We start from the raw sequence: 24031 nt of genomic DNA on the forward strand, positions 1-24031 counted from the left end.
CGCGGCCCGCATCGTCGTCGCTCGACCCGATGGCGCTACTCCTCAGCGGTCCGCTACGCGGCCCGCATCGTCGTCGCTCGACCCGATGGCGCTACTCCTCAGCGGTCCGCTACGCGGCCCGCATCGTCGTCGCGCTAAACCCAAACGCCCTTGCCCACGGCGACCACCCCGCCGGCGCTGATCGCGAAGCGTTCCCGGTCCTTTTCCAGATCCACGCCGACCATCTCGCCCGGCCCGACGACGACGTTCTTGTCCAGAATCGCGTGGCGCACCACCGCGCCACGGCCGACCCGGGCGCCGGGCATGATCACGCTGCCCTCCACGATGGCGCCGTCGTCGACCACCACATTGGACGACAACACCGAGTTGCGCACCGAGGCCGCCGAGATGATGCTGCCCGCGCCCACCACCGACTCCTGCGCGGAACCACCGTTGACGAACTTGGCCGGCGCCAGGTTCTCCGACTCGCCGCGGATCGGCCAGCGCTTGTTGTACAGGTTGAACACCGGATGCACCGACACGAGGTCCATGTGCGCGTCGTAGAACGCGTCCAGCGTTCCCACGTCGCGCCAGTAGGCCCGGTCACGATCGGTGGCGCCGGGCACCTCGTTGTCGTTGAAGTCGTACACCGCGGCCATCCCGTCGTCGACCAGTCGCGGGATGATGTCACCGCCCATGTCGTGATCGGAATGGTCGTCGTCGGCGTCCGCGCGGATCGCGTCGATGAGCACCTTGGTGGTGAAGATGTAATTGCCCATCGACACGAACGTCTGCTCTGGGTCGTCCGGGGTCCCCGGAGGATCCAGCGGCTTCTCGACGAACTTGCGGATGCGGCCCGACTCGTCGGAGTCGATGCAGCCGAACGCGGTGGCCTCGCCGCGCGGCACCCTGATGCCGGCCACCGTCGCGCCGGCGCCGCTGTCGATGTGGAAGCGGACCATCTGCTCGGGGTCCATCCGGTACACGTGGTCGGCACCGAAAACCACGATGTAGTCGGGGTCTTCGTCGAAAATCAGATTGAGCGACTGGTAGATGGCATCGGCCGAACCGGTATACCAGCGCGGGCCGAGCCGCTGCTGCGCGGGCACCGGGGTGATGTACTCACCGGCCAGACCGGACAGCCGCCAATTCTGCGAAATGTGGCGGTCCAGTGAATGCGACTTGTACTGGGTGAGAACGCAGATGCGCAGATACCGGGCATTGACGAGGTTGGACAGCACGAAGTCGATCAGTCGATAGGCGCCCCCGAAGGGAACCGCGGGCTTGGCACGGTCCGCAGTCAGCGGATACAGCCGCTTGCCCTCACCGCCGGCCAGGACGATGCCCAGCACGTGTGGCGCTTCCCTCATGGTGACAAACCTATCGGCCGTCGCGAAGGGCTGCCAGGGGGAAGGGCGATTCACCGCGTTCTGTGGGACTGTCCGTCAAGGTATTTGGCCGCGCACGCCACGGAGATCGCCACTTGCCACGGTGAACCCGACTCGCGGTGGGTCCCGTCGCCGAACTACCGTTCGGGTATGCGGGTGGCCATGATGACGCGCGAATACCCACCGGAGGTCTACGGCGGAGCGGGAGTGCACGTCACCGAACTCGTCGCCCAGCTGCGCCGGCTGTGCGCGGTCGACGTGCATTGCATGGGTGCGCCGCGTCCGGGCATCCACGGGGTGCGGGTGCACGAGCCAGACCCACGGCTGCGCGGCGCCAACGCGGCGATGTCGACCCTGTCGGCGGACCTGGTGATGGCCAACGCGGCGTCGGGGGCCAGTGTGGTGCATTCGCACACCTGGTACACCGGCATGGCCGGGCATCTGGCCGCACTGCTGTACGGCGTCCCGCACGTGCTGACCGTGCATTCGCTGGAACCGCTGCGCCCGTGGAAGGCCGAGCAACTCGGTGGGGGCTACCGGATCTCGAGCTGGGTCGAGCAGACCGCGGTGGTCGCCGCGGACGCCGTCATCGCGGTCAGTTCCGCGATGCGCGAAGACGTCCTGCGGGTCTACCCCACGCTGGACCCCAACCTCGTGCATGTCATCCGCAACGGCGTCGACACCGACGTCTGGTACCCGGCCGGGCCGATGCAAACCGGATCGATGCTGGCCGAACTGGGGGTCGATCCGGCCCGGCCCATCGTGGTGTTCGTAGGCAGGATCACGCGGCAGAAGGGGCTGGCGCACCTGGTGGCGGCGGCCCACCGATTCAGCCCGGAGACGCAGGTGGTGTTGTGCGCCGGCGCTCCCGACACCCCGCAGATCGCCGACGAGATCCGCGACGCCGTGGCCGGGCTGGCCGCGAGCCGCACGGGGGTGTTCTGGATCCGGGAAATGCTGCCCATCGGGGAGCTACGTGAAATCCTCTCGGCAGCAACGGTTTTCGTATGCCCATCGGTGTATGAGCCGTTGGGCATCGTGAATTTGGAGGCAATGGCCTGCTCGGCTGCGGTGGTGGCCTCCGATGTCGGCGGAATTCCGGAGGTGGTCGCCGACGGAGTCACCGGGACGCTGGTGCATTACGCACCCGATGACGCGCGGGGCTATCAGGCCCGACTGACCGAAGCGGTCAACGAGTTGATCGCCGACCGGGAAAAAGCGCGGCGCTACGGCGAAGCGGGACGCCAGCGCTGCGTCGAAGAGTTCTCCTGGGCCCACGTCGCCGAGCAGACCCTGGAGATCTATCGGAAAGTGTGTGCGTAGCGCCGCCGACGTTGGTTCGGCGGCAGGCCCTAGCTGGAGCTCGTGACGCCCTTGAGTTCGTCGCCGAGGGCAGCGGCTTCGTCGGGTGTCAGCTCGACCACCAGGCGACCGCCTCCCTCAAGTGGTACCCGCATCACGATGCCGCGCCCCTCCTTGGTTGCTTCCAGAGGACCGTCTCCGGTCCGGGGCTTCATCGCCGCCATCGAGTGCTCCCTCCAGGTTCGAGCCGGCCCGCCAGTGCGGACCTGGTCGGCGCCGAGCACGCCCCGCCAGCGAACTTCAAGCCATGCCCGGCATCGAACTGCCTAATCACCCCCCTATTGTTCCCTATCCAGTTCGCCCGTCGTACAAAGACCCACATCTGTGTGTTCACCGGGTTGTGGCGGGAACCCAGCAAGCGCGAATGTGGTCGTCGACCATCCCGGTCGCCTGCATCAGCGCATACGCGGTGGTCGGGCCGACGAAGCGGAACCCGCGCCGCTTGAGCTCACGGGCCATGGCCTTGGATTCGTCAGTGGCCGAAGGGATTTCGGATGAGTCGGCCGGACGGGACCGCGGCGACGGCGCGAATGACCACAGCAGGTCGGCCAGGTCCGCGGGAGTTCCCAGCTCAGCGGCGGCGCGGGCGTTGCCGATCGTCGACTCGATCTTGGCGCGGTTGCGGATGATTCCCTCGTCGGCCAGCAGCCGCTGCACGTCGGCGTCGGTGTATTCGGCGACCTTGGCGATGTCGAATCGGGCGAACGCGCGCCGGAAGTTCTCCCTCTTCCGCAAAATGATCAGCCACGACAGGCCGCTTTGAAACGCCTCCAGACTCATCCGCTCGAACAACGCGGTCCCGTCGCGCACCGGTCGGCCCCATTCGCGGTCGTGATAGTCGCGATAGAGCTCGAAATCGGGTCCGGGTCGCACGGTCGCCCAACCGCAGCGAACCAGTTGGTCATCACTCACACTTGGTCCTGACGATCCTCACCGTCGTCCGGTTCCCCCGGTTCGGCCCCGGCCTCCGCCACATCCGGCGAGGCGTGCACGGCGGCCAGTTGGCCACGTAGCGCTTCGAGCTCACGCGCGAGCCGGTCCAGCACCCAGTCCACCTCGCTGGTCTTGTAACCGCGCAGCACCTGAGTGAACTTGACGGCGTCGACGTCGGCGCCGCTCACCCCGAACGCGGGCAACACCGTGGCAGTCGTTCCCCGCGGCAGGGGCGGCAGCTGCTCGCCGCGACCGAACAACAGGCTGGCCGCGCCGAACAAGACGATCGCCACCAGCACCAGAACCACCAGGTACAGCAATACCAACGCCACGTGATCGATATTGCCCTACGCCACCGACACCGCGTTGCTCCGCCGGGGAGTTATCGGGGCCTGAGCGTCTGCATCGGCGGCCGGTCTTCCAGCGACACCGGCGACGTCTGCGCAACGTAGCCGTTCCCCTCGGCGCCGTCGGCGATGAACTGCGTCAACCCGACCCCGGAGTCGGGGATCCCGCAGCGCGACAGCAGGGTTGCGATGACTTGCCGGCTCATCACACCCAACTCCGCCAACGGCCGGTTGCGATGCGCGCGCACCCCCAGGTTGGCCTGGGCGATCGCGTCGAGGCCCAGCCGGTCGAAGGTGTCCACCAGCAGGCCGATCTCCACGCCGTAGCCCGGGGCGAACGGCACCGAGGTCAGCAGCTCGCGGGTGGCGGCGTATTCACCGCCGAGCGGTTGCACGATGCAGCCCAGTTCCGGACGCAGCGCCGCGAGCAACGGCCGGGCCACCAGCTCGGTCACCCGGCCACCGCCGGTGGCGCTCACGTCGGATGCCACGTCGCCGACATCGGCGAGCTCACTGCCCCGCAAAGGCCGCCGGTAGAAGCTCTTGACCAGGTGAATGCCGTCGCCGGTGAGCAGCGGAGCGACCAGCCAGGGCACGAACATCGGGTGGGGATCGATCAGGTCGGAGTCGACGAACACCACGATGTCGCCGCGGGTGGCCGCCAGCGACCGCCACAACGCCTCGCCCTTGCCGGGCCGTATCGGCACCTCGGGCAACGCCTGCTCGCGGCTGACGACGCGGGCGCCCGCGGCGACCGCGCGGATCTCGGTGTCGTCGATGGAGCCCGAGTCCAGCACGATCAGCTCGTCTACCAGCCCCCCGGAGTCCCGGACCAGCGGTGAGATGCTCTCGATCACCGACTCGATGGTTTCTTCCTCGTCCAGGGCCGGCAGTACCACCGAGATGGTCCGCCCCGCCTTCGCGGCCTCCAGCTCCGCGATAGTCCAGCTTGGCCGGTCCCAGCTGCCATTGGCCAGCCAGGTGTCACCGGGCCGGGCGGCGAGCATGCCGTCGCCGGCAAGAGCGCCCGCGAGCAGGTCAGACATCGTCATGCCAGGCCCCTCACCGTGCGGGCCGGCGCGCGGGTGCCCTGGATCGAGGCCACCATCTCCAGCACCCGGCGCGTGGCCGCGACCTGGTGCACGCGAAACATCCGCGCCCCGGCGGCTGCCGCCAGCGCGGTCGCCGCCAACGTTCCCTCGAGCCGCTCGGTCAATTCCACACCCAGAGTCTCCCCGACGAAGTCCTTGTTGCTCAAAGCCATGAGCACGGGCCACCCGGTATTAACAAGATCGCCCACGTGACGCAACAGCAGCAGCCCGTGGAACGTGTTCTTGCCGAAGTCGTGGGTGGGGTCGATCAGCACCCGGTCGCGGGCCACTCCGCACGCCACCGCCCGCTCGGCGCCCCGGGTGACCTGGGCGATGACGTCGTCGACCACGCCACGGGTGGCGGTTCCGTAGCTCACCCGAAAGGGACGCGTGCGCGGCTGCGCGTTGCCGGTGTGCGAACACACCAGACCCGCACCGAACTCGGCGGCCACCTCCGGCAGCGCCGGGTCGACGCCGCCCCACGTGTCGTTGATCAGGTCCGCGCCGGCCGCGCAGGCCACCTTGGCGACCGCGGAACGCCAGGTATCGACGCTGATCAGCTGGTCCGGATAGGCGTCGCGCAGCCATTCGATGAACGGCACCAGCCGGGCGACCTCGGTGTCGGCATCGACCTCCGCACCGGGGCCGGCCTTAACGCCGCCGACGTCGATGACGTCGGCACCCTCGGCGACGGCGCGGTGCACAGCGGCCCTGGCGGCCTCGTCGCTGAAGGTCGCACCCTTGTCGTAGAACGAGTCCGGGGTGCGGTTGACGATCGCCATGATCAGCGCCCGATCACCCGCCACCGGTCGGCCGCAGAGAGTCGATTGCACCAATACATAGTGCCTGGTCACTGCCGGAGGTGGCGCCCCGGGACCGGCCCGGGCATGCGGGCGGCCGCACGCCCTACGGGCGTTTGCCCCCGGCCACTTCGTCGGGGTACTCGTCGTAGTACGGCACGTAGCCCTCGTCGCGGCCGGCCAGCACGTAGAGCGGATCCTCCACGTCCGGGCCGTAGGCCTGCTCGCGCAGCTCCACCTTGCGGCTCTTGAACGTCGTGGTCTGCTCGATCGAGTCCACCAGCCGGACGAACAGCGGCAGCGCGTAGACCGGAAGCTGCTCGTACACGGCCCGGGCCAGCGACTGCCCGTCGAACTCGGCGTCGTCGCGCAGCTTGACCGCGGCCATCCCGGCGCGGCCGCCGGTACGGGGCACCTCGACGCCGAAGACCGTGCAGTCCTCGACGGAGTCGTCCGATGCCAGCGCCGCCTCGACCTGCGTGGTGGCCACGTTCTCGCCCTTCCATCGGAAGGTGTCGCCGAGCCGGTCGACGAACGCGGCGTGCCCCATGCCCTGCGGGCTCATCACGTCACCGGTGTTGAACCAGCAATCGCCCTCACGAAAGGCGTTGCGCACCAATTTCTTTTCGCTCGACTCCGGGTCGGTGTAGCCGTCGAAGGGCTGCAGCCGGTTGACCGGGCTGAGCAGCAAACCGGGCTCGCCCGCAGGCACGCGACGGACCCGTCCGTTGTCGTCGCGCAGCGGCACGCCGGTATCCGGGTCGTACTCGACGTAGGCCAGCGGCATCGGGAAGACGCCGGTGGAGCGCGGCACGTTGAAGATGTTGATGAACGCCGCATTGCCCTCGCTGGAGGCGTAGAACTCGCAGACGCGGGCGATGCCGAATCGCTTCGTGAACTCGTCCCAGATCTCCGGGCGCAGCCCGTTTCCGGCGATCAGGCGCACCTTGTGCCCGCGGTCGGTCGGTTTGGCCGGCTGGTTGAGCAAATACCGGCACACCTCGCCGATGTAGATGAACGCGGTGGCCTCGTTGGCGATCACCTCGTCCCAGAACCGCGACGCCGAGAACGACTTGCCAAGCGCCAGCGTTGCCCCCGAGTTGATCACCGACGACAGCGCCACCGTCAGCGCGTTGTTGTGGTACAGCGGCAAGCAGCAGTACAGGGTGTCGGAGCTCTTGAGCCGCAACCCGATGCCGCCGAACGCCGCGAGCGCCTTGAGCCAACGCAGGTGCGTCATGACGCTGGCCTTCGGAAATCCTGTTGTGCCCGAGGTGAAGATGTAGAAGGCAGTGTCCCTGGCGTGCACGGCCGACGCCGAGGCGGGGTTGGTGGCCGGCGCGCTCACCGCGAACCGCTCCAGGTCCTCGACCGTCAGCGTCTCGGTGCTGCCCGAGCCGCCGCATTCGGCCACGGCACTGACCAGATCGGTTTCGGCGATGAGCACTTTGGCGTCCAGCAGGCCCAGGCTGTGCGCGAGCACCTCGCCGCGTTGGTGGTAGTTGAGCATGCCCGCGATGGCGCCGCACTTGACCGCGGCCAGCATGGCCAACACGGTGTTGGGTGAGTTGCGCAGCATGATCGCGACGACGTCGCCCTGCCCGACGCCGCGCGCGGCCAGCACGGCGGCGTATCTATTGGCGGCGGCGTTGGCGTCGCGATAAGTGAGCTGCTGATCGCCGAAGCGCAGGAAGATCCGGTCGCCGTAGCGCGCGGCCCGCTCCTGAAAGACCGTGCCGATCGATCTCTTGGAGCCCGGTTGGGCCAGCAGTCCGGTCCTCGCGCCGCGCGCGATCACCGGCAGGTCGGCCAGCACGGCCGGCACTCGGGAAGCGATGTCGGTCAGTTTGACCGCCGTGCGCGCTCCCCCCTCACGATCGGACACGTGATCCCCTCGATTCGTTTCGGAAAGTCAAGCCCGGCGGACAGCCTAATAGGGTGGCAAACCCCTCGGCAGCCTCAGCCGGGCGCGCACGCGTCCATCGCTGCGCTCACCTTGTCGACCAGCACCAACCGATCCATCGCCACCTGGGAGACGTAACCGCTGTCCAGCAGCCCGCACAACCAGGTCCACAGCCCCTCGTAGTGACCGAAGGGATCGAGTAGCACGATGGGTTTGGCGTGCAGGCCCAGGAACGCCGCCGTCCATGCGTCGAGCAACTCGTCGAGGGTGCCGAGGCCGCCCGGCAACACCACGAAAGCGTCGGCGCGGTCTTCCATGAGCTGCTTGCGCTCGTGCAGCGTGTCGCTGACTATCAGCTCGTCGGCATCCGCGTCGGCAATCTCGCGGCGCATCAGGATCGTGGGGATGACGCCGACGGTCCGGCCGCCGCGGCCGCGCGCCGCGCTCGCCACCGCACCCATCGCCGATACCCGGCCGCCACCCCACACCAGCGTCCAGCCGCGCTCCGCGATCGCCTCACCGAGTTCCGTAGCGACGCCGAGCAATTCGGGGTGCAGCGGGCCGGACGCGCAATACACGCACACCGACCACTCGCCGGATGACTCGCGTTGGCCGGGCATATCCGCCAAAGGTAGACCAGCGGCGCCCTGGGCGTCATATCCGGGGCTTTCGTTCTGCCACCGGCGTCTCGCACCATAAAATTCGGCAGTGCCGATTCGATGGAACGTCCCCCAACATGCGACGGCCGCAGAGCGGCTGGACGCTGCCCTGGCCGACGGGGCCCGCGGAGCGGTAGTACTGGGGCCCGACGGTGTCGGCAAATCCACCCTGGCCCGCCAGGCCGCCGAACGCTTCGCCGATCGGCACCCGGACGCGCTCATCCGCTGGGTCACCGGCACCCCGACCGAACGCGCGGTCCCGTTCGGTGCGTTCAGCCATCTGGTGGAGATCGCCGACATCGGCAAGCCGGCCGCGCTGCTGCGGGCCGCCCGGGCGTCGCTGGGCGGTGACGAACTGCTGCTCGTCGTAGACGACGCGCAACACCTGGACGTGCTGTCGGCGACGCTCGTCTACCAGCTGGCGCGCGACGGCGCGGGAAGGCTGATCGTCACCGCCCGCGCCGAGCCCGCTCCCGAGGCGATCGCGGCACTGTGGCGCGACGGCCTGCTCACCCGGATCGACATCGAGCCGCCCGACGGTGCCACCGGGCCCACGCAGATCGACACGTTCCTCGCTGAGTTGCCGGCTCCGGCGCGGTCGGTGCTCGAGTACCTCGCGGTCGCCGAGCCGCTGTCGGTCGCCGCGCTGACCGCGCTCGCCGGGGAGGGCGCGGTGGCCGACGCCGTCACCTGGGGTGCCGCGGAGACCCGGGCGCGGGGCGGATCTTCGGACGACCCGGTGGTCTATACGGCCCACCCGCTGTTCGCGGAGCGAACCCGGGCCACGCTGGACCCCGACGACGCGCGGCAACGCCGCACCGAGCTGGTCGGGCTGCTGTCGCAGCGTGACCCCGAACACCTCAGTGACCGGTTGCGGCTGGTGTCGCTGGCGCTGGACAGCGACACTCCCCCACCGGCCGCCGACGTGGTTGCCGCCGCCCGGCAGGCGCTGCGGTTGGGCGATCTGGCGCTGGGCGAACGGCTGGCCCGCTCGGCCCTGCAGCGTTCCGGCGGGTTGGCGGCGCGGCTCGCACTGGCACACGCCCTGGGCTGGCAGGGCCGCGGCCGCGAGGCGGATGCGGTCTTGGCCGGCGTCGACTCCAGCGGGTTGACCGAACCGGCGCTGATGGACTGGGCGCTGCTGCGCGCGGCCAACCAGTTCTGGATGCTGGGCGAACCCGAGCGTGCCACCGCGTTCCTGCGGACCGTGCGCAACCGGGTCACCGATACCGGCCCACGGACCACCCTCGACGCGCTGAGCGCGACCTTCGCGATGAACGCCGGCAATGTCGGGCACGCCGTGAAGGTCGCCGCCGACGTCCTCGCCTCGTCGGCGGCCGACGACCAGGCGGTGGCCTGGGCCGCCAGCACGGCCGCATTGTGCGCGGCGCGCGAGGGCCGGTTCGATGACGTCGAGCCGCTGGCGCGGCGCGCCTCGGACGCCGAACATCCCGGGCTGCTGCGCTTCACGGTCGGGCTGGGGCAGATCACCGCGCTGTTGATGGCCGGGCGCCCCGACGAAGCCAGCCGCCTCGCTCGGCAGTTCACCGACTTCGCCGAACTGCAACAGCCGGGCCGCGCGATCGGCGAGGTGCTGCTGGCACATGCGCTGATCTACGGTGGTGAATTCGCGGCTGCGGCAGCATTATTGACCCCCGCGGCGGCCACCTTGGAGCGGACCGGCTACTCGTGGGGGCCGCTGTCGCTGACGCTGCTGGCCACCGCGCTGGCCCAGCAGGGCGATACCGCCGCGGCGGCAAAGGCGTTGAGCAGGGCCGAATCCCGGCATGGCACCAAGTCGGCGCTGTTCGCGCCCGAGCTCGTGGTGGCGCGGGCGTGGCGGCTGGCCTTGGTGCGCGACGCACACGGTGCGGTGGCCGCCGCGCGCGACGCCGCCCGGATGGCCGAGCGCGGCGGGCAGCGCGGCGTGGCGGTGCGGGTCTGGCACGAGGCCGTGCGGTTGGGCGACACCCGCGCCGTCGATCCCCTGGCTCGACTCGGCAACGAAATCGACTGTGCCGCAGGACGAATTGCGCTGTCGCACGCCCGCGCGCTGGCCGCCGCCGATGGCGCGGGGCTGCGTTCGGTGTCCGACGAGCTGACGTCGATCGGCATGCATGCCGCCGCCGCCGACGCCGCCGCACAGGCGCGGGGGCGCGGGGCAGGGGATGTCTAGCCGCTCAGGTAGCCGCGCAGCACATCCACCGCGGCGGTGATGTTGGCGACCGCGACCCGCTCGTCGCGCTTGTGCGCCAGATTCGGATCTCCCGGCCCGAAGTTGACCGCCGGTATGCCCAGCGCGGCGAACCGGGCGACGTCGGTCCAACCGTACTTGGCCCGGACGTTGCCGCCCGCGGCGTCGACCAGGGCCTTGGCGGCGGGCTGGGACAGTCCGGGCAGTGCGCCCGCCGCCGCATCGGTCTGTTCGATGTGCACGTCGAGCCCGGCGAGCACGTCCTGCACGTGCTGCAGCGCGTCGGGCAACGACCGGTCGGGGGCGAACCGGAAGTTGATCGTCACGGCGGCTGCGTCGGGAATGACGTTGCCCGCCACGCCGCCGTCGATGAACACGGCCGACAGGCCCTCCCGGTAGATGCAGCCGTCGATGTCGACGCTGCGTGCCTGGTACGCGGCCAGCCGCTCGAGCACCGCGCCGAGCTTGTGAATCGCGTTGTCCCCCAACCACGATCGCGCCGAATGCGCGCGGGTGCCGGTGGCGCTGACCACCACACGCAGGGTGCCCTGGCAGCCGGCCTCGATGTATCCGCCGGTGGGCTCGCCCAGGATGGCCACGTCGGCGCACAGCCAGTCCGGTAACTCGCGTTCGATGCGGCCCAATCCGTTTGCGGCGGCTTCGATTTCCTCGCAGTCATACATCACCAGCGTCAGATCGTGCACCGGGTCGGCCACGGTGGCGGCCAGGTGCAAGAAGACCGCGTCCCCGGATTTCATGTCCGCCGTGCCGCAGCCGTACAGGTCGTCGCCCTCGCGGCGGCTGGGCAGGTTCTCGGCTATCGGCACGGTATCCAGGTGCCCGGCCAACAGCACGCGCGAGGGCCGCCGGTGGTGCGTGCGAGCCAGCACGGCGTTGCCGTTGCGAATGATCTCGAACGCGGGGACCTGCGCCCGCAGAGCGGCCTCGACCTCGTCGGCCAGCCGCGCTTCGTCCCTCGATTCGCTGGGGATGTTCACCAGCGCCGCGGTCAGCGCGATCGGATCCCCGCGTAAGTCCAGCACGGTCTCAGGGTAGTGGTCCCGTGGCGATCGCCAGCGCGGCGGAGCCGGGCGCAGCGGGTCGCCGGGCGCGGCGGATCGCGTCAGACGAGCAACTGCGTGGGCATCACCTTGGGCCTGACGCCGTAGCGCGGCCCCATGCCGTAGCCGCCCCGCCCCGCCGAGGCGACCGCCGGCATCCCGGACGCCCACGTAGTGTGGGCCTCTTCGGTCGGCGCGGCCCACCCCGCGCCGGCGAGGGTCGCGGCCGGGGGCGCGGGCGTGGCCGCCGACCACGCGACGGGTGTCGACAATCCGCCGACGGGAGCCGCGGAGCCCATCCTCGCCAGCACCGGCGCGGCACTCACGCCCGCGGTACTGGCCGGGGCCGCCGCGCCCAGCAGCGCGCCGGAGCCACCCAGCCCACCAGTCAGACCGGCGGCGGCGGCGGGAGCCGCTGCCGCGTCGGCCGCGTGCTGGTACAGCACCCCGGACACCATCGTGTTGAACAGATTCCAGGAACCGACGTCGAACCCGGCGTTGCCGAGGTTGGACACCACGGGATTGCCGAGCAGATCGTCCAGGCTCGGCGGGTCGGGCACGGCGGCGGGCGCCGCCAGCGCCTCGACCTTGTTGGGCACGTTGGACACGACATTTTGCAGCCCGCTCGTCTGCGCACCCGTGGCCGCGACGCTTTGCGCGCCCAGCCCGCCCGAGTTGTTGGTGGGCGCCGGCGACGTCAACGGGCTCAGTCTGCCCGCGGTGGCCGACGACGCGGCGTAGCCATACATGGCCGCCGCATCCTGGGCCCACATCTCGCCATACTGCGCCTCGGTGGCAGCGATGGCCGCGGTGTTCAGCCCCAGGAAGTTCGTCGCGACCAACGCCGCGAGCTGGGCCCGGTTGGCGGCGATCAGCGGCGGCGGCACCGTCATCGCGAAAGCCGTCTCGTAGGCGGCCGCCGACGCCATGGCCTGGGTTGCCGCCTGTTGCAGTTGCGCTGCGGTGGTGTGCATCCACGTCACGTACGGCTCGGCCGCAGTGACCATCGCGGCCGACGACGGGCCCATCCACTCCTCCCCGGTCAGATTCGAGATCGCCGCTTCGCTGGCCGCCGCCGTCGTGCTCAATTCGTCGGCCAGGCTGGCGAATCCCGCCGCGGCGGCCATCATCGGCCCGGCGCCGGCGCCGGTGTACATCCGCAAAGAGTTCACCTCGGGTGGCAGTGCTCCAAAGTCGAAAGTCATTGTGCTGCTACCTTTCTCGTATCAGACGGTGGGCTTGGGCATCACGGTGGGCTTGAGGCCGTAGCGTGGCGCGCCCAGGCCGGAGTCGCCGCGCCCGGTGCTGGCCACCGAGGGCAGGCCGCCCGGCACGGTGTTCACCGATGCGGCGCGCGGCGCAGCACTGGCGAGGCCGGCCCCTTCCGGCTGGACCGCGACGGGATTCGCCGGCATGCCGCCTGCCGCCCAGCTGGGCGCTGCCGACATCGCGCCGATCGAAGGCCCCTGGCCCACACTCGCCAGCACCGGCGCGGCACTCACGGCTGCGGGACCGGCCGGCGTGGAGACACCGACGGCGGCGCCCGCCGCGCCGACATCGCTCGTCAATGCGGGGACTCCGGCCACGCCGCTGGCCGGCAGGAACTGCCCTTGCCCCAGGGCGATGAAGTCGGATGCCGCGGCGCCGACGTCCTGACCCCACTCGATGGTGGTGCCAAGGGCAGCTCCGGAAGACGACGGGTCGGCCGCGGCCAGCGGTGCCGCGGCGGGCAGGGCTGCGGCGCTGGTGGTCACCCGATTCGCCGCTTCCGCCGTGGCGTACGAACCGGCGTTGCTGTCGAGGTTGCTCACCAGCGTTTGGTGAATTGCCTTCGCCTGGGTACTGACCTGCTGGTACCACGCACCGTAGGTGGAAAACTGGGCCGCCTGCAGACCGGACACCTCGTCGGCGGCCGCGGGAGCGATGCTCGTGGTGGGCGCTGCGGCGGCGGCATCCTGAGCGGCCAGCGAAGAGCCGAGCCCTTCGAGGGTGCTCGCCGCGGCCAGCAGCGCGTCGGGCCGAGTGGTGACAAAGGACATGTTTCTTCTCCTCCAGCAAACGGGCGGCCGCTAAGGACCGGCGACAGGGAACCTTCTGCAAGGCCGGATAGCGACCCCGCAGGTCCCGGGAGCTGCGTACCCAAAATGCTGAAATTCACGCCTTGACCTGCCAGGACCGGCGAGGCCGGGCGCCGGCCGCCCCGGACCACAGGCCCGGACCAAACGAATGGCGTTGCCCGCGTCGGCTTTTGCCTACCTGTCGGGCCGAGTGCCCAGTGCCTCGGCGCAGTACCCAGCAGGGCGGGCGGACCCGGGCGCGGCCCAGGAAGTAACCTGTCCGCCGTGACTGGAGCTGCAGGTATCGGGCTGGCAACGCTGGCCGCCGACGGATCGATCCTCGACACGTGGTTTCCCGCACCGGAACTGACCGACTCAGCCACCAGCGCGACCTCGCGGCTGGCGCTGTCGGATGCTCCGCCGGAGCTGGCCGCGCTCGTCGGCCGCGACGACGACCGCGGCACAGAGACCGTCGCCGTGCGCACGGTCATCGGCTCGCTGGACGAGGCGGCCGCCGACGCCTACGACGCCTATCTGCGATTGCATCTGCTCTCGCACCGACTGGTGGCGCCGCACGGGCTGAACGCCGGCGGCCTGTTCGGGGTATTAACGAATGTGGTCTGGACTAATCGGGGCCCGTGCGCCGTCGAGGGCTTCGAGGCGGTCCGGGCCCGGCTGCGGCGCCGCGGGCCGGTCGCGGTCTACGGCGTCGACAAGTTCCCGCGGATGGTCGATTACGTCCTGCCGACCGGAGTGCGCATCGCCGACGCCGACCGGGTTCGGCTCGGCGCCCACCTGGCGCCGGGCACGACGGTGATGCACGAGGGCTTCGTCAACTACAACGCCGGCACCCTGGGGGCGTCCATGGTGGAGGGTCGCATCTCCGCCGGTGTGGTGGTGGGCGACGGTTCCGACGTCGGCGGTGGAGCCTCGATCATGGGGACACTGTCCGGCGGTGGTACCGAAGTGATTTCGATCGGCAAGCGCTGCCTGCTCGGCGCCAACGCCGGCCTGGGCATCTCGCTGGGCGACGACTGCGTCGTCGAAGCCGGCCTGTACGTTACCGCGGGCACCAAAGTCATTACGCCCGAAGGCAAAACGATGAAGGCACTCGACCTGTCCGGCGGCAACAACCTGCTGTTCCGCCGCAATTCGGTGAGTGGGGCGGTGGAGGTGGTGGCCCGCGGCGGCCAAGGCATCGCCCTGAACGAAGACCTGCACGCCAACTGAAGGCGGGCGCCTATAAGTCGGCGGGGACCCGCTCGACAGCCGGGACTTCGCCCAGCGCGGTCCCTCGGGTTTCGGGCAGCAGTGTCACGCAGACGAGACTGGCCACGACGAGGGTCGCCATCATGAGCCCGATCGCCCAGCCTCCGTAGGTCGCCAGCAAGGTGCCCGCCAACAGCGGCGGTACGGCGGCGCCGAGGATGCCGGCCAGGTTCATCGCCACGGCCGCGCCGCTGTAGCGGTAGCGGGTGGCGAACAGTTCGGGAATGAAGGCGCCCGTGGGACCGTTGGCGACGGCCGCGCAGGCGGTCATGCCGAGGACGGCGACCACGTACATGGCGGGGTTGCCGGTGTCCAGCAGCGGCATGACCACGAACGACCACGGCAGGCACGCTGCGAGTCCGCACAGCATCACCCGGCGGCGCCCGACGCGATCGGACAGCCAGGCCCCGAACGCGACGAACACGATGCTCGTCAGACCGCCCAGCCCGCCGACGGCCCAGATGAAGCTGCGCGAGTAGCCCAGGTGCGAGTGGGCGTGCATGACGAGAAAGGTGTGGCCCAGATAGACGAAGCCCATGCCGGCCAGGAAAGAGCCCGCCACCAACACGATCTCGCGCCGCTGCAGCCGCACCAGCTCGGCCAGCGGCGCTTTGGGCACCAGGTTGCGGGCCTTCTCCTCGACGAACAGCGGGGTCTCATCGATGTTGAGGCGCACATAGAGGGCGATCGCGATCAGCCCGCTGCTGATCAGGAACGGCACCCGCCAGCCCCACTCCAGGAACGCGGGGCTGCTCTCCCCCATGGTGAGGCTGACGGCGAGGAACGTCAGGCTGGCCAGCGTCCCCGCGGTGCCGCCGCCCAGCGAGGTGAACATGCCGTACCAGCCGCGTTTGCCGGGAGGCGCGTATTCGGCGCTCAGCAGGACGGACCCGGCCCATTCGCCGCCGACGGCGAAGCCCTGCAGCAACCGCAGGACGATAAGGATCAACGGCGCCGCCACCCCGATCGACGCCGTGCTGGGGACCAGGCCCACGCTGACGGTCGACGCGCCCATGATCAGCAGGGTGGCGACCAGCGTCTTCTTGCGGCCGAGCCGGTCCCCGAAGTAACCGAAGACGGCCGCACCCAGCGGGCGGGACAGGAACGCCGTCGCAAACGTCGCCATCGACGCGATGGTGGCCACCGTGGCGCCCAGGTTCGGGAAGAACACCGCGGGAAACACCAGTGCCGCCGCGGTCCCGTAGATGAGAAAGTCGTAGAACTCGATGGCCGAGCCCACGAGACAGGCCGCCGCGATGCGCCGCATGGGGGTGCGTGCGGCGGGGGCGGGGCTGTCCGCGGGTCGAGAGGCCTGGTGGCCGGCCACCGTCCGGTTACCTCGATTCACGGTTACGACGGTAGGTGAACCTTCGCGGGCACGCCCGGCCCTGAAGCTGACAGCTTGCTGCGTGTCTCGGGGCCCGGCCCCACAGGAGCGCCCGGTTCGGCAAGCGTTCAGCCCTCGGTGAGCAGCTGCTTCTTGAGGACCTTGCCCATGGCGTTGCGCGGCAGCGCGTCGACGGTGCGCACCTCCCGCGGCCGCTTGTGCACCGAAAGCTGCTGGGCGACGTAATCGATCAGTTCGTCGCCGTCGGCCGGGCCGACCACGTAGGCGACGATGCGCTGGCCCAGGTCCGCGTCGGGCATCCCGACCACCGCCGCCTCTTGGACCCCCGGATGCCCCAGGAGCACCGTTTCGATCTCGCCCGCGCCGATGCGGTAGCCGCCGGACTTGATCAGGTCGACCGACTCGCGTCCGACGATGCGGTGCATCCTGTCGGCGTCGATCACGGCGACGTCGCCGGTGCGGTACCAGCCGTCGGTGCCGAACGCCTCGGCGGAGGCGTCCGGCCGGTTCAGGTAGCCGTCGAACATCATCGGCCCGCGCACGTGCAGCTTCCCGACGGACTCGCCGTCGTGCGGCACCGGGCCGCCGTCGTCGTCGAGCACCCGGGTCTGCACGCCGGGCAGCGGCAGGCCCACCCAGCCCGGGCGTCGCTCGCCGTCGGCGCGGGTGGACAGGGTGATCAGCGACTCCGACGCGCCGTAGCGTTCGATGGGCTGATGCCCTGTGAGGCCGGCGAGCCGGTCGAACACCGGAACCGGCAGCGGCGCGCTTCCGGAGACCAGCAGCCGCGCGGGGCGCAGCGCCCGGGCGGCCGTCTCGTCAGCCCCCACCCGCGACCACACCGTCGGCACGCCGAAAAACAGCGTGCCCGCGTGGTCGGTCGCGGCCTGCGCGTAGCCCTCCGGGGTCGGCCTGCCGGTATGGATGAAGCGATTCCCGATCCGCAACGATCCGAGCAGGCCCAGCACCAGGCCGTGTACGTGAAAAAGTGGCAGGCCGTGTACCAAGACGTCGTCGGCGGTCCACTGCCAGGCGTCCGCGAGGGCGTCGAGGTCGGCCGCGATCGCCCGCCGGCTCAGCACCACGCCTTTCGGCAACCCGGTGGTGCCCGAGGTGTAGATGATCATCGCGGTGGCGCCGGGCGACGGCTCGGCGTAGCGGTGCCAGGAGCGGGCGTGTAGCCGGACCGGGATGTGCGGCAGGCCGTCGGCCTCGTCAGGCACCGGCCCGAGCCAGGCCTGCGCGCCTGAGTCGGTGAGCATGTGCCTGCGTTCGGCAGCGCCGACGTCGGCGGGGACCGGGACGAACGGCACCCCGGCGATCAGGCACCCGGTGACCGCCAGGACCGTCGCGGCCGTCGGGGCGGCCAGGATGGCGACGCGGTCGGCGCCGCCCACCCGTTCGGCCACGGACGTCGCGGCACCGGCCAGGTCGCTGCGGCTGAGCACGGTGCCGTCGACGCGCACCGCGTCGGCGACATCGGTGGTGGTCAGGACCGAAGGATCGAGGGACGCCAGCAGCACGTCAGCAGGCTACCCGGCGCCCGGCGAGGTCAGTCTGTCTCGTCCCAGATCTTCATCAGAGTGGACAGGATCTCCTCGCCGCGACCCAGCCCGCCGAGGTGGCTCTCGCCCGGCAGGACGAGTAGTTCGGCGTCGGGCAGCAAGGCGACCACGTGCTCGCCGTGGGCGAAGGGGACGATGTGGTCGCTGTCGCCGTGCCACCAGCGCACCGGGACCTTGACCTCGTCGAGCCGGAATCCCCAGTCCTGGGTGAACAGGATGATGTCGTTGAATGGGGCGGCCAGCTGCTTGCGGCTGCCGTTGAGCAGGTCGTCGAGGAACATGGCCCCGAACTCGGGCCGGGTCAGCAGGCGCCGGTCGCCTTCGGGCGATATCGCGGCGTACAGGTACAGCGCGGGATTCGCGACGGGACGGATCGACCGGACCACCAGGCTCGCGCCGATCCGCAGTGGGTCGCCGCCCAGCTTCAGCAGTGGCGCGACCCGCTTGCCCAGGTTCATCAGCCCGCTGGTGATCCCCTGGTCGCCGACGAACGGCGCGACGCCGCCAAGGATGCCGGCCGCCACCACCCGGTCGGACAGTGCTGCGGCGGACGCGAGCGCGTACGGGCCGCCGCCGGACAGGCCGATGACGGCCATCTTGTCGATGCCCAAAATGTCCGCGATCGTCCGCAGGTCGTCGGCGAAGGCCCGGATGTTCTCGTACCGGTGCGGCGTCGACGAGCCGATCCCGGGGCGGTCCAGGCCGATCAGGCGGATGCCGTGGTCTTTGGCGTAGACGCGCGCCTCGGTTGGGATCTGGCGCCGGGCGCCCGGCGTGCCGTGCAGCCAGAAGAACGCCCGGCCCTGGGGGTCACCGAACTCAGCGAAGCCGATCTGGCGGTCCTCGCCGACGGCGACGTTTCCTTCGAGTTTGGGGCGGGCGATCTCCATGACCATGTCCAGCAGCTTGGCATGTCAGGCGCGGTTCGCCAAAGGCGGCTATGCGTTGAGCACCCGCTCGCCGATGACGCGCCGGTGCCGCAGGTCGGCCAGCTGCGTCTCGGACAGGCCCAGCTCGCGCAGGACCTCGTCGTTGTGCTGGCCGAGCGTCGGCGGGGCGGTGCGGTGGTGGTGTCGCGGTCCGGGCGTGATGCGAAACGGCCAGCCGGGGTAGCGGTGCGCTCCGGTGATCGGGTGCGCAAGTTCCTCGTAGTATTCGCGGGCGTCGAGCTGTGCCCCGACGAGCGCGGGGTCATACATCTGGTCTCCGGTGATCACGCGCTCGGCCGCGATCCCCTGTGCATGCAGGGTTTCGACGATCGCCGCGGCGGTCTGCGTGCGGGTCCAGGCGGCGACGAGCTCGTCGAAGACGTCGTGGTCGATCGGCTGCTCGGGTACGGACAGCGCGACCCACACGTCGTCGTTCGTCGGGTAGACGCCCTGCAGGTAGCCGCGCCGGCGGTTGCCCTCGCGGGGGCGCACCACGCCGTTCATCGAGTACTCGATCACCGGCTCGGCGGTGACCGCGGCGGCGACCTCGATCTGGGCTATCTCGATGAGTTGGCCCGCGCCGGTGCGGTTGCGGTGCTCGAGCGCGGCCAGCAGCGCGACCCCGGCGTGCACGCCGACGATCGGGTCGGCGGGGCCCTGCGGATTGCACGGCGGGCCGTCGGCGTATCCGGTGGCCGCCGACATGCCCGACGTCTGCTCGAAGTTCAGCGCCCAGCCCACGTAGTCGCGCCACGGGCCGGACAGGCCGTATCCGGGCATCCGCACCACGATCACGTCGGGTCTGAGCGCCACCAACGAGCCGTAGTCCAGGCCGAACTGCTCGACCACTCGCGGGGAGAAGTTCTCCACCACGACGTCGGCCCGGGCGGCCAGCCGCTGCGCGAGATCGAGGCCGCTCGCCGATGTCAGGTCGAGCGTGAGGTCGCGCTTGTTCAAGTTGGTGCCCTGCCAGACCGGGCTGCGCTCGAACCAGTCGTCGCCCTCGTAGGCGAAGGCGCCCGAGTAGCGGTGCCCGTCGGGTCGCTGGATCGATTCGACCTTGACGATATCGGCGCCGAACGCCCCGAGGTAGCAGGTCAGGTAGGCCCCGGCCCAGAACGTGGTCAGGTCCAGCACCCGCAGCCCACTGAAGGGCAGCGGCCCCGGTGAGCGCTGAAGCGACCGGCCCGCACCGGCCCACGTCGTGGTCCGCGCTCGGCGGCGCGGAGCCGGATGGCGTTGCGCCACGGGGATTTTCGAGAACCGAAATGGCGGCCCCGGATGACGAAACGGCCCGGCCTCGACGAAGAACCCCCGCGCCGCATACTGCGGGCAATCGAGCACGGTGGCGCCGTCGTTGACCGGGGCGGCCGGAATCCGCAGCGCCTGAGCGAGTTCCACGATCTCGGCGACGGTCTGGCCGGCCAGCACCAGTTGCGCCTTGGCGAAGAAGTCGTCGCGCTCCGGGCCGCCCATCATGATCGCGAGCTGATGCTCGCCGAACTCGGGCAGGCCGAACATGGCGCAAACGTCGAGCCAATGCTGGCCCGTCAGGCAGTTGATGCCCACCCAGCCGTCGGCGGCCCGGACGACACCCAGCATGGGCGCCGAGCGCAGGTTGGGGGGCAGTCCGAGCCGGCGCATCCGCTGCGCCATCAACATCGGATAGGGCAGCGTCGACAGCAGCGATTCCAGTTGCGAGACATCCACTTCGGCGACACGGCCCGAGGTCGGCAGCCGCAGGGCGGTCAGCGCGCCCAGCGCGCCGTAGGCGCCTGCGACGTACTCGGCAATCCGGGCGCCGACCTGAACCGGCGGACGATCCGGATCCCGAAAGCTGATCCAGCCCGAAGCCGCCTGCAGGGTGAGCGGTGTGGCGGCCCGGTGCCGCCACGGGCCGGACTGACCGCACGCGGAGATGCGCAGCAGCACCAGGTTTGGGTTGATCCACTGCAGATCGTCGAGCCCGAGCCCCCATCCCTCCAGCGCTCCGGGCGGGAAATCCTCGATCAGCAGCTGCGCCCGTGCGATCAGTTCGCGTGCGGCCGCCAGTCCGCGCGCCACCGAAAGATCAAGTGTGGCACCGCGTTTTCCGGCGTTGAGGTATTCGAATAAGCCGGACCGAGCCGGGTCGGCGACGCCCGAGGCGAACGGGCCCCAGCGACGCAACGGGTCTCCGGCGGGCGGCTCGATCTTGATCACCTCGGCACCCAGGTCGGCGAGCAGCTTCGCCGCGTAGGGACCCGAGATCTCGCTTGCAATTTCGACGACGTGCAGCCCCGCAAGGGGTCCCGTCACGCGGGGACGCCGATCGCCATCGGTTCCATGTACTGGTGCAATCCCCCGATTCCGCCGCCCTCGCGGCCCAGCCCGCTGAGCTTGAAGCCGCCGAACGGCGCGCCGGCGGGACTGACGCCGTTGACCGCGATCTGGCCGGTCCGGATGCGCCGCGCCACGCCGACGGCGCGGTCCACGTCCTGCCCCCACACCGCGCCGGAGAGCCCGTATTGCGAGTGGTTGGCGATGGCGACCGCGTCGTCGTCGTCGCGGTAGCGCAGCACGGTCAGCACCGGGCCGAACACTTCCTCTTGCGCGATAGTCGAATTCGGCTCCACCCCGGACAGGATCGTCGGTTCCACGTAGTAGCCGACGTCCAGACCGGCCGGCCGGCCGCCGCCGGTCACCAGCTTCGCCCCGTCGCTGCGCGCGCCGGCGATGTGCGCCTCGACCCGGTCGCGCTGCGCTGCGCTGATCAGCGGGCCCATCTGCACGTCGGGGTCGGTGGGGTCGCCCACCTTGACCTCGCGGGCCAGCGCGGCAAGCCGGTCGACGACGCCGTCGTGCAGCGAGTCGGGCAACAACAGCCGGCTGTGCAGGATGCAGGCCTGTCCGGCGTGCAGCGAACACGACTCGAACAGCATCTGGCGCAGCATGTCGTCGGTGATGACGGCGTCGTCGAGCACGATGCTCGCCGACTTGCCGCCCAGTTCCAGCAGGATTCGCTTCATCGTGTCCCCGGCGGCGGACATGACCTGGCGACCGACGGCCGAACTGCCGGTGAAGCTCACCATGTCGATGCGCGGATCGGTGGTCAGCAGCCTGGCCGCCTCGACGCCCGAGGGCGTGACCACGTTGACCACCCCGGGCGGGAGGTCGGTGTGCTCGTCGATGAGCCGCGCCAGCGCCAGCCCGGCCAGCGGCGTCAGCGGAGAGGGCTTGAGCACGACTGTATTGCCCGCGGCCAGAGCATGATTCAGCTTCATGACGTTCAGGCAGTGCGGGAAGTTCCACGGGGTCAGCACCGATACGACACCCAGCGGCGAGTGCCGCAGCACGGTGGTTCCGGCGCTCATGCCGCTGACCTTTTGGTCGATCAGCTGTGTGGCGAGCTGGGCGGCGTGCATGGACATGAACCCGGCGCCGTCGATCTGCATGACGCGCTCGTTGGCGACACAGCCCCACTCCAGCTGAGACAGCGCAAAGAAGTCGTCGGCGTGCTTGGCCAGCGCCTCCCCCAGCTGGTTCAGGCACCCGGCGCGCTGCTCGGCGGTCATCGTGCCCCAGGGTCCGCTGTCGAAGGCGCGGCGCGCGGCACCGATCGCGTCGCCGACCTGGGCGACGCTCGCGTCGGGTGCGGTGGCGATGACGGACTCGGTTGACGGGGAGATGTCGTCGTAGCGACCGTCGGCCGGCTCGACCCACTCGCCGTCGATGTAGAGCTGGTAGGTCTGGACAAGAGCGGGTGAATCGGCCATGTGCATCCTCCGGTCATCTGATCACTTGGTGTACACCCCCACGTGGTCGTCGTCAATCGTCAATCGCGTGAAAATTGGGCTATTTCGCTACTTTGATGTCGTGTTGACAGCACGCCGGGCCGCAGAGTAGACACATTCGGCAGACAGATTGTACTAATCTGTCGGATCGGGTGTCCTGCGAGAGGGGCTTGCCGTGCAGACTCATCCGCCGCTGCGATCACCGGACTTCCCGCTGCACTCCCCCGACTTCTACGCGGGTGACCCGTATCCCGCCTACCGCGAACTGCGCGCGACGGCGCCGGTGTGCTGGAACGACGTCACCAACTTCTGGGCGCTGCTGAAATACGAGGACATCCGGTACGTGTCGGGCAACCCGGCGCTGTTCTCGTCGACCAAGGGCATCACGATTCCGGATCCGCACATGCCCAACCCGGTGCAGCAGGGCAGCCTGATCTTCACCGATCCGCCGCGGCACCGGCAGATGCGCAAGCTGATCAACTCCGGATTCACCAAGCGGCGGGTGGCCGTGCTCGAGCCGAAGATCCGCGAGATCGTCCGCGGGATTCTCGACGACATCGAACCCGGTTCCGTGCACGAGTTCGCCGAGCGCATCGCCGCTCCGCTGCCCACACGGATGATCGCCGAACTGATCGGCGCCCCGCCCGACGACTGGGAGCAGTTCCGCGCCTGGTCGGACGCGGCCACAGGAACGGCCGATCCCGAGATCGAGCTCGATCCGTTGGTGGCGGCCGGGCAACTCTATGAGTACTTCCGGACGCTGATCGCCGCCCGCCGCGTGCAACCACGCGACGACCTGCTGTCGGTGCTGGCCGAGGCCGAGATCGACGAACACCGGCTGACCGACGACGACCTGCTCAACTTCACCTTCCTGCTGCTGGTCGCCGGCAACGAAACCACCCGCAACCTGATCGCGCTGGGCACCCTGGCGTTGATCGCCCATCCCGGCCAATGCCGCCTGCTGGTCGAGGATCCCGGCCGCATCCCGCTCGCCGTCGAGGAGATGCTGCGGTGGAACAGCCCCGTGGTGCACATGGCCCGCACCGCGACCGCCGACGTGGAGATCCGCGGTCAGCGGATCCGCGCCGGCGAGGTGGTGGTGATGCTCTACGGGTCGGCCAACCGGGACGAGGACGTGTTCGGCCCCGACTCCGAGGAGTTCAGGGTTACCCGACACCCGAATCCGCACATCGCGTTCGGTTGCGGCGAACATTCTTGTGTGGGGGCGCAATTGGCGCGGTTGGAGGCGACCGTGTTCTTCGACGAGCTGCTGCGCCGCTTCCCCGACATGGAGCTGGTGGGCGACGTGGACCGGATGCGGGCCACCATGGTGCCCGGAGTCAAGCGCATGCCGGTGCGGATGGGGGCCTGAG

General features: G+C 70.0%; 20 protein-coding genes. 4 read left to right on the top strand and 16 right to left on the bottom strand.

All coding sequences use genetic code 11. From position 1 onward, the window contains the following. Window positions 1–134: 134 nt before the first annotated feature. Entirely contained in the window at window positions 135–1349 is a 1215-nt protein-coding gene (gene glgC, locus OQ789_RS14535) for a glucose-1-phosphate adenylyltransferase (protein WP_324686635.1), read from the bottom strand. A 168-nt stretch (window positions 1350–1517) separates the two neighbouring features. Between glgC and glgA the strand changes: the two genes are divergently transcribed. Continuing rightward, entirely contained in the window at window positions 1518–2690 is a 1173-nt protein-coding gene (gene glgA, locus OQ789_RS14540; protein ID WP_324686636.1) for a glycogen synthase, read from the top strand. Between the two features lie 29 nt (window positions 2691–2719). On the opposite strand, the gene OQ789_RS14545 is transcribed toward glgA, so the two are convergent. The 7 genes from OQ789_RS14545 to OQ789_RS14575 all read right to left on the bottom strand — a co-directional run bounded on the left by OQ789_RS14545 (window position 2720) and on the right by OQ789_RS14575 (window position 8423). Beyond that, window positions 2720–2893, bottom strand: coding sequence for a DUF3117 domain-containing protein (locus OQ789_RS14545; RefSeq protein ID WP_003878471.1), 174 nt, complete (start codon window positions 2891–2893; stop codon window positions 2720–2722). Window positions 2894–3059: 166 nt separating this feature from the next. Then, entirely contained in the window at window positions 3060–3641 is a 582-nt protein-coding gene (locus OQ789_RS14550) for a DNA-3-methyladenine glycosylase I (protein ID WP_324686637.1), read from the bottom strand. Next, complete coding sequence (locus OQ789_RS14555; protein ID WP_324686638.1) at window positions 3638–3994, bottom strand: DivIVA domain-containing protein; 357 nt, start codon at window positions 3992–3994, stop codon at window positions 3638–3640. Before OQ789_RS14555 ends, OQ789_RS14550 begins: the two co-directional genes overlap by 4 nt. 50 nt (window positions 3995–4044) lie before the next feature. Continuing rightward, window positions 4045–5061, bottom strand: a complete 1017-nt coding sequence (locus tag OQ789_RS14560; protein WP_324686639.1) for a glucosyl-3-phosphoglycerate synthase — start codon at window positions 5059–5061, stop codon at window positions 4045–4047. Continuing rightward, a complete protein-coding gene (gene folP / locus OQ789_RS14565; RefSeq protein WP_324686640.1) occupies window positions 5058–5933 on the bottom strand; it encodes a dihydropteroate synthase in 876 nt (291 codons plus the stop codon). Before folP ends, OQ789_RS14560 begins: the two co-directional genes overlap by 4 nt. 73 nt (window positions 5934–6006) lie before the next feature. Continuing rightward, complete coding sequence (fadD6, locus tag OQ789_RS14570; RefSeq protein ID WP_324686641.1) at window positions 6007–7785, bottom strand: long-chain-acyl-CoA synthetase FadD6; 1779 nt, start codon at window positions 7783–7785, stop codon at window positions 6007–6009. A gap of 74 nt (window positions 7786–7859) precedes the next feature. Further along, window positions 7860–8423: a TIGR00730 family Rossman fold protein gene (locus tag OQ789_RS14575; RefSeq protein WP_324686642.1), complete on the bottom strand. Its 564-nt coding sequence runs from the start codon at window positions 8421–8423 to the stop codon at window positions 7860–7862. A gap of 88 nt (window positions 8424–8511) precedes the next feature. On the opposite strand from OQ789_RS14575, the gene OQ789_RS14580 reads away from it, so the two are divergent. Continuing rightward, complete coding sequence (locus tag OQ789_RS14580) at window positions 8512–10638, top strand: AAA family ATPase (protein ID WP_324686643.1); 2127 nt, start codon at window positions 8512–8514, stop codon at window positions 10636–10638. Here the strand turns inward: OQ789_RS14580 and dapE are convergent. From dapE to OQ789_RS14595, 3 genes are all read right to left on the bottom strand, one after another. Then, the gene (gene dapE / locus OQ789_RS14585) at window positions 10635–11699 is read right to left on the bottom strand and encodes a succinyl-diaminopimelate desuccinylase (protein WP_324686644.1); all 1065 of its coding nucleotides are present in this window, start codon (window positions 11697–11699) and stop codon (window positions 10635–10637) included. The two genes, OQ789_RS14580 and dapE, sit on opposite strands and share 4 nt — an antisense overlap. 80 nt (window positions 11700–11779) lie before the next feature. Further along, window positions 11780–12922: a PPE family protein gene (locus OQ789_RS14590; protein WP_324686645.1), complete on the bottom strand. Its 1143-nt coding sequence runs from the start codon at window positions 12920–12922 to the stop codon at window positions 11780–11782. Between the two features lie 21 nt (window positions 12923–12943). Beyond that, window positions 12944–13756 carry a PPE family protein, SVP subgroup gene (locus OQ789_RS14595; RefSeq protein WP_324686646.1) on the bottom strand — a complete coding sequence of 271 codons (813 nt, stop codon included), beginning with the start codon at window positions 13754–13756 and terminating at the stop codon, window positions 12944–12946. Window positions 13757–14050: 294 nt separating this feature from the next. Between OQ789_RS14595 and dapD the strand changes: the two genes are divergently transcribed. Beyond that, window positions 14051–15004 (top strand): 2,3,4,5-tetrahydropyridine-2,6-dicarboxylate N-succinyltransferase, encoded by a 954-nt coding sequence (gene dapD / locus OQ789_RS14600; protein WP_324686746.1) that lies wholly within the window; start codon window positions 14051–14053, stop codon window positions 15002–15004. A gap of 10 nt (window positions 15005–15014) precedes the next feature. Here the strand turns inward: dapD and OQ789_RS14605 are convergent, their stop codons facing one another. From OQ789_RS14605 to OQ789_RS14625, 5 genes are all read right to left on the bottom strand, one after another. After that, window positions 15015–16310, bottom strand: a complete 1296-nt coding sequence (locus OQ789_RS14605; protein ID WP_324686747.1) for an MFS transporter — start codon at window positions 16308–16310, stop codon at window positions 15015–15017. Window positions 16311–16498: 188 nt separating this feature from the next. Continuing rightward, window positions 16499–17914 carry an acyl-CoA synthetase gene (locus OQ789_RS14610; RefSeq protein ID WP_324686648.1) on the bottom strand — a complete coding sequence of 472 codons (1416 nt, stop codon included), beginning with the start codon at window positions 17912–17914 and terminating at the stop codon, window positions 16499–16501. 29 nt (window positions 17915–17943) lie between these two features. After that, on the bottom strand, window positions 17944–18852 hold the full coding sequence (locus tag OQ789_RS14615) for an alpha/beta hydrolase (RefSeq protein WP_324686649.1): 909 nt from the start codon (window positions 18850–18852) through the stop codon (window positions 17944–17946). 42 nt (window positions 18853–18894) lie between these two features. Continuing rightward, window positions 18895–21183 carry a CoA transferase gene (locus tag OQ789_RS14620; protein WP_324686651.1) on the bottom strand — a complete coding sequence of 763 codons (2289 nt, stop codon included), beginning with the start codon at window positions 21181–21183 and terminating at the stop codon, window positions 18895–18897. Next, window positions 21180–22640: an aldehyde dehydrogenase family protein gene (locus tag OQ789_RS14625; protein ID WP_324686652.1), complete on the bottom strand. Its 1461-nt coding sequence runs from the start codon at window positions 22638–22640 to the stop codon at window positions 21180–21182. Before OQ789_RS14625 ends, OQ789_RS14620 begins: the two co-directional genes overlap by 4 nt. A gap of 193 nt (window positions 22641–22833) precedes the next feature. On the opposite strand from OQ789_RS14625, the gene OQ789_RS14630 reads away from it, so the two are divergent. Continuing rightward, window positions 22834–24030, top strand: a complete 1197-nt coding sequence (locus OQ789_RS14630; protein ID WP_324686653.1) for a cytochrome P450 — start codon at window positions 22834–22836, stop codon at window positions 24028–24030. Window position 24031: the final 1 nt, after the last annotated feature.

The sequence above is a fragment of the Mycobacterium sp. 94-17 genome, from assembly GCF_035617725.1.
Taxonomy (GTDB): Bacteria; Actinomycetota; Actinomycetes; order Mycobacteriales; family Mycobacteriaceae; genus Mycobacterium.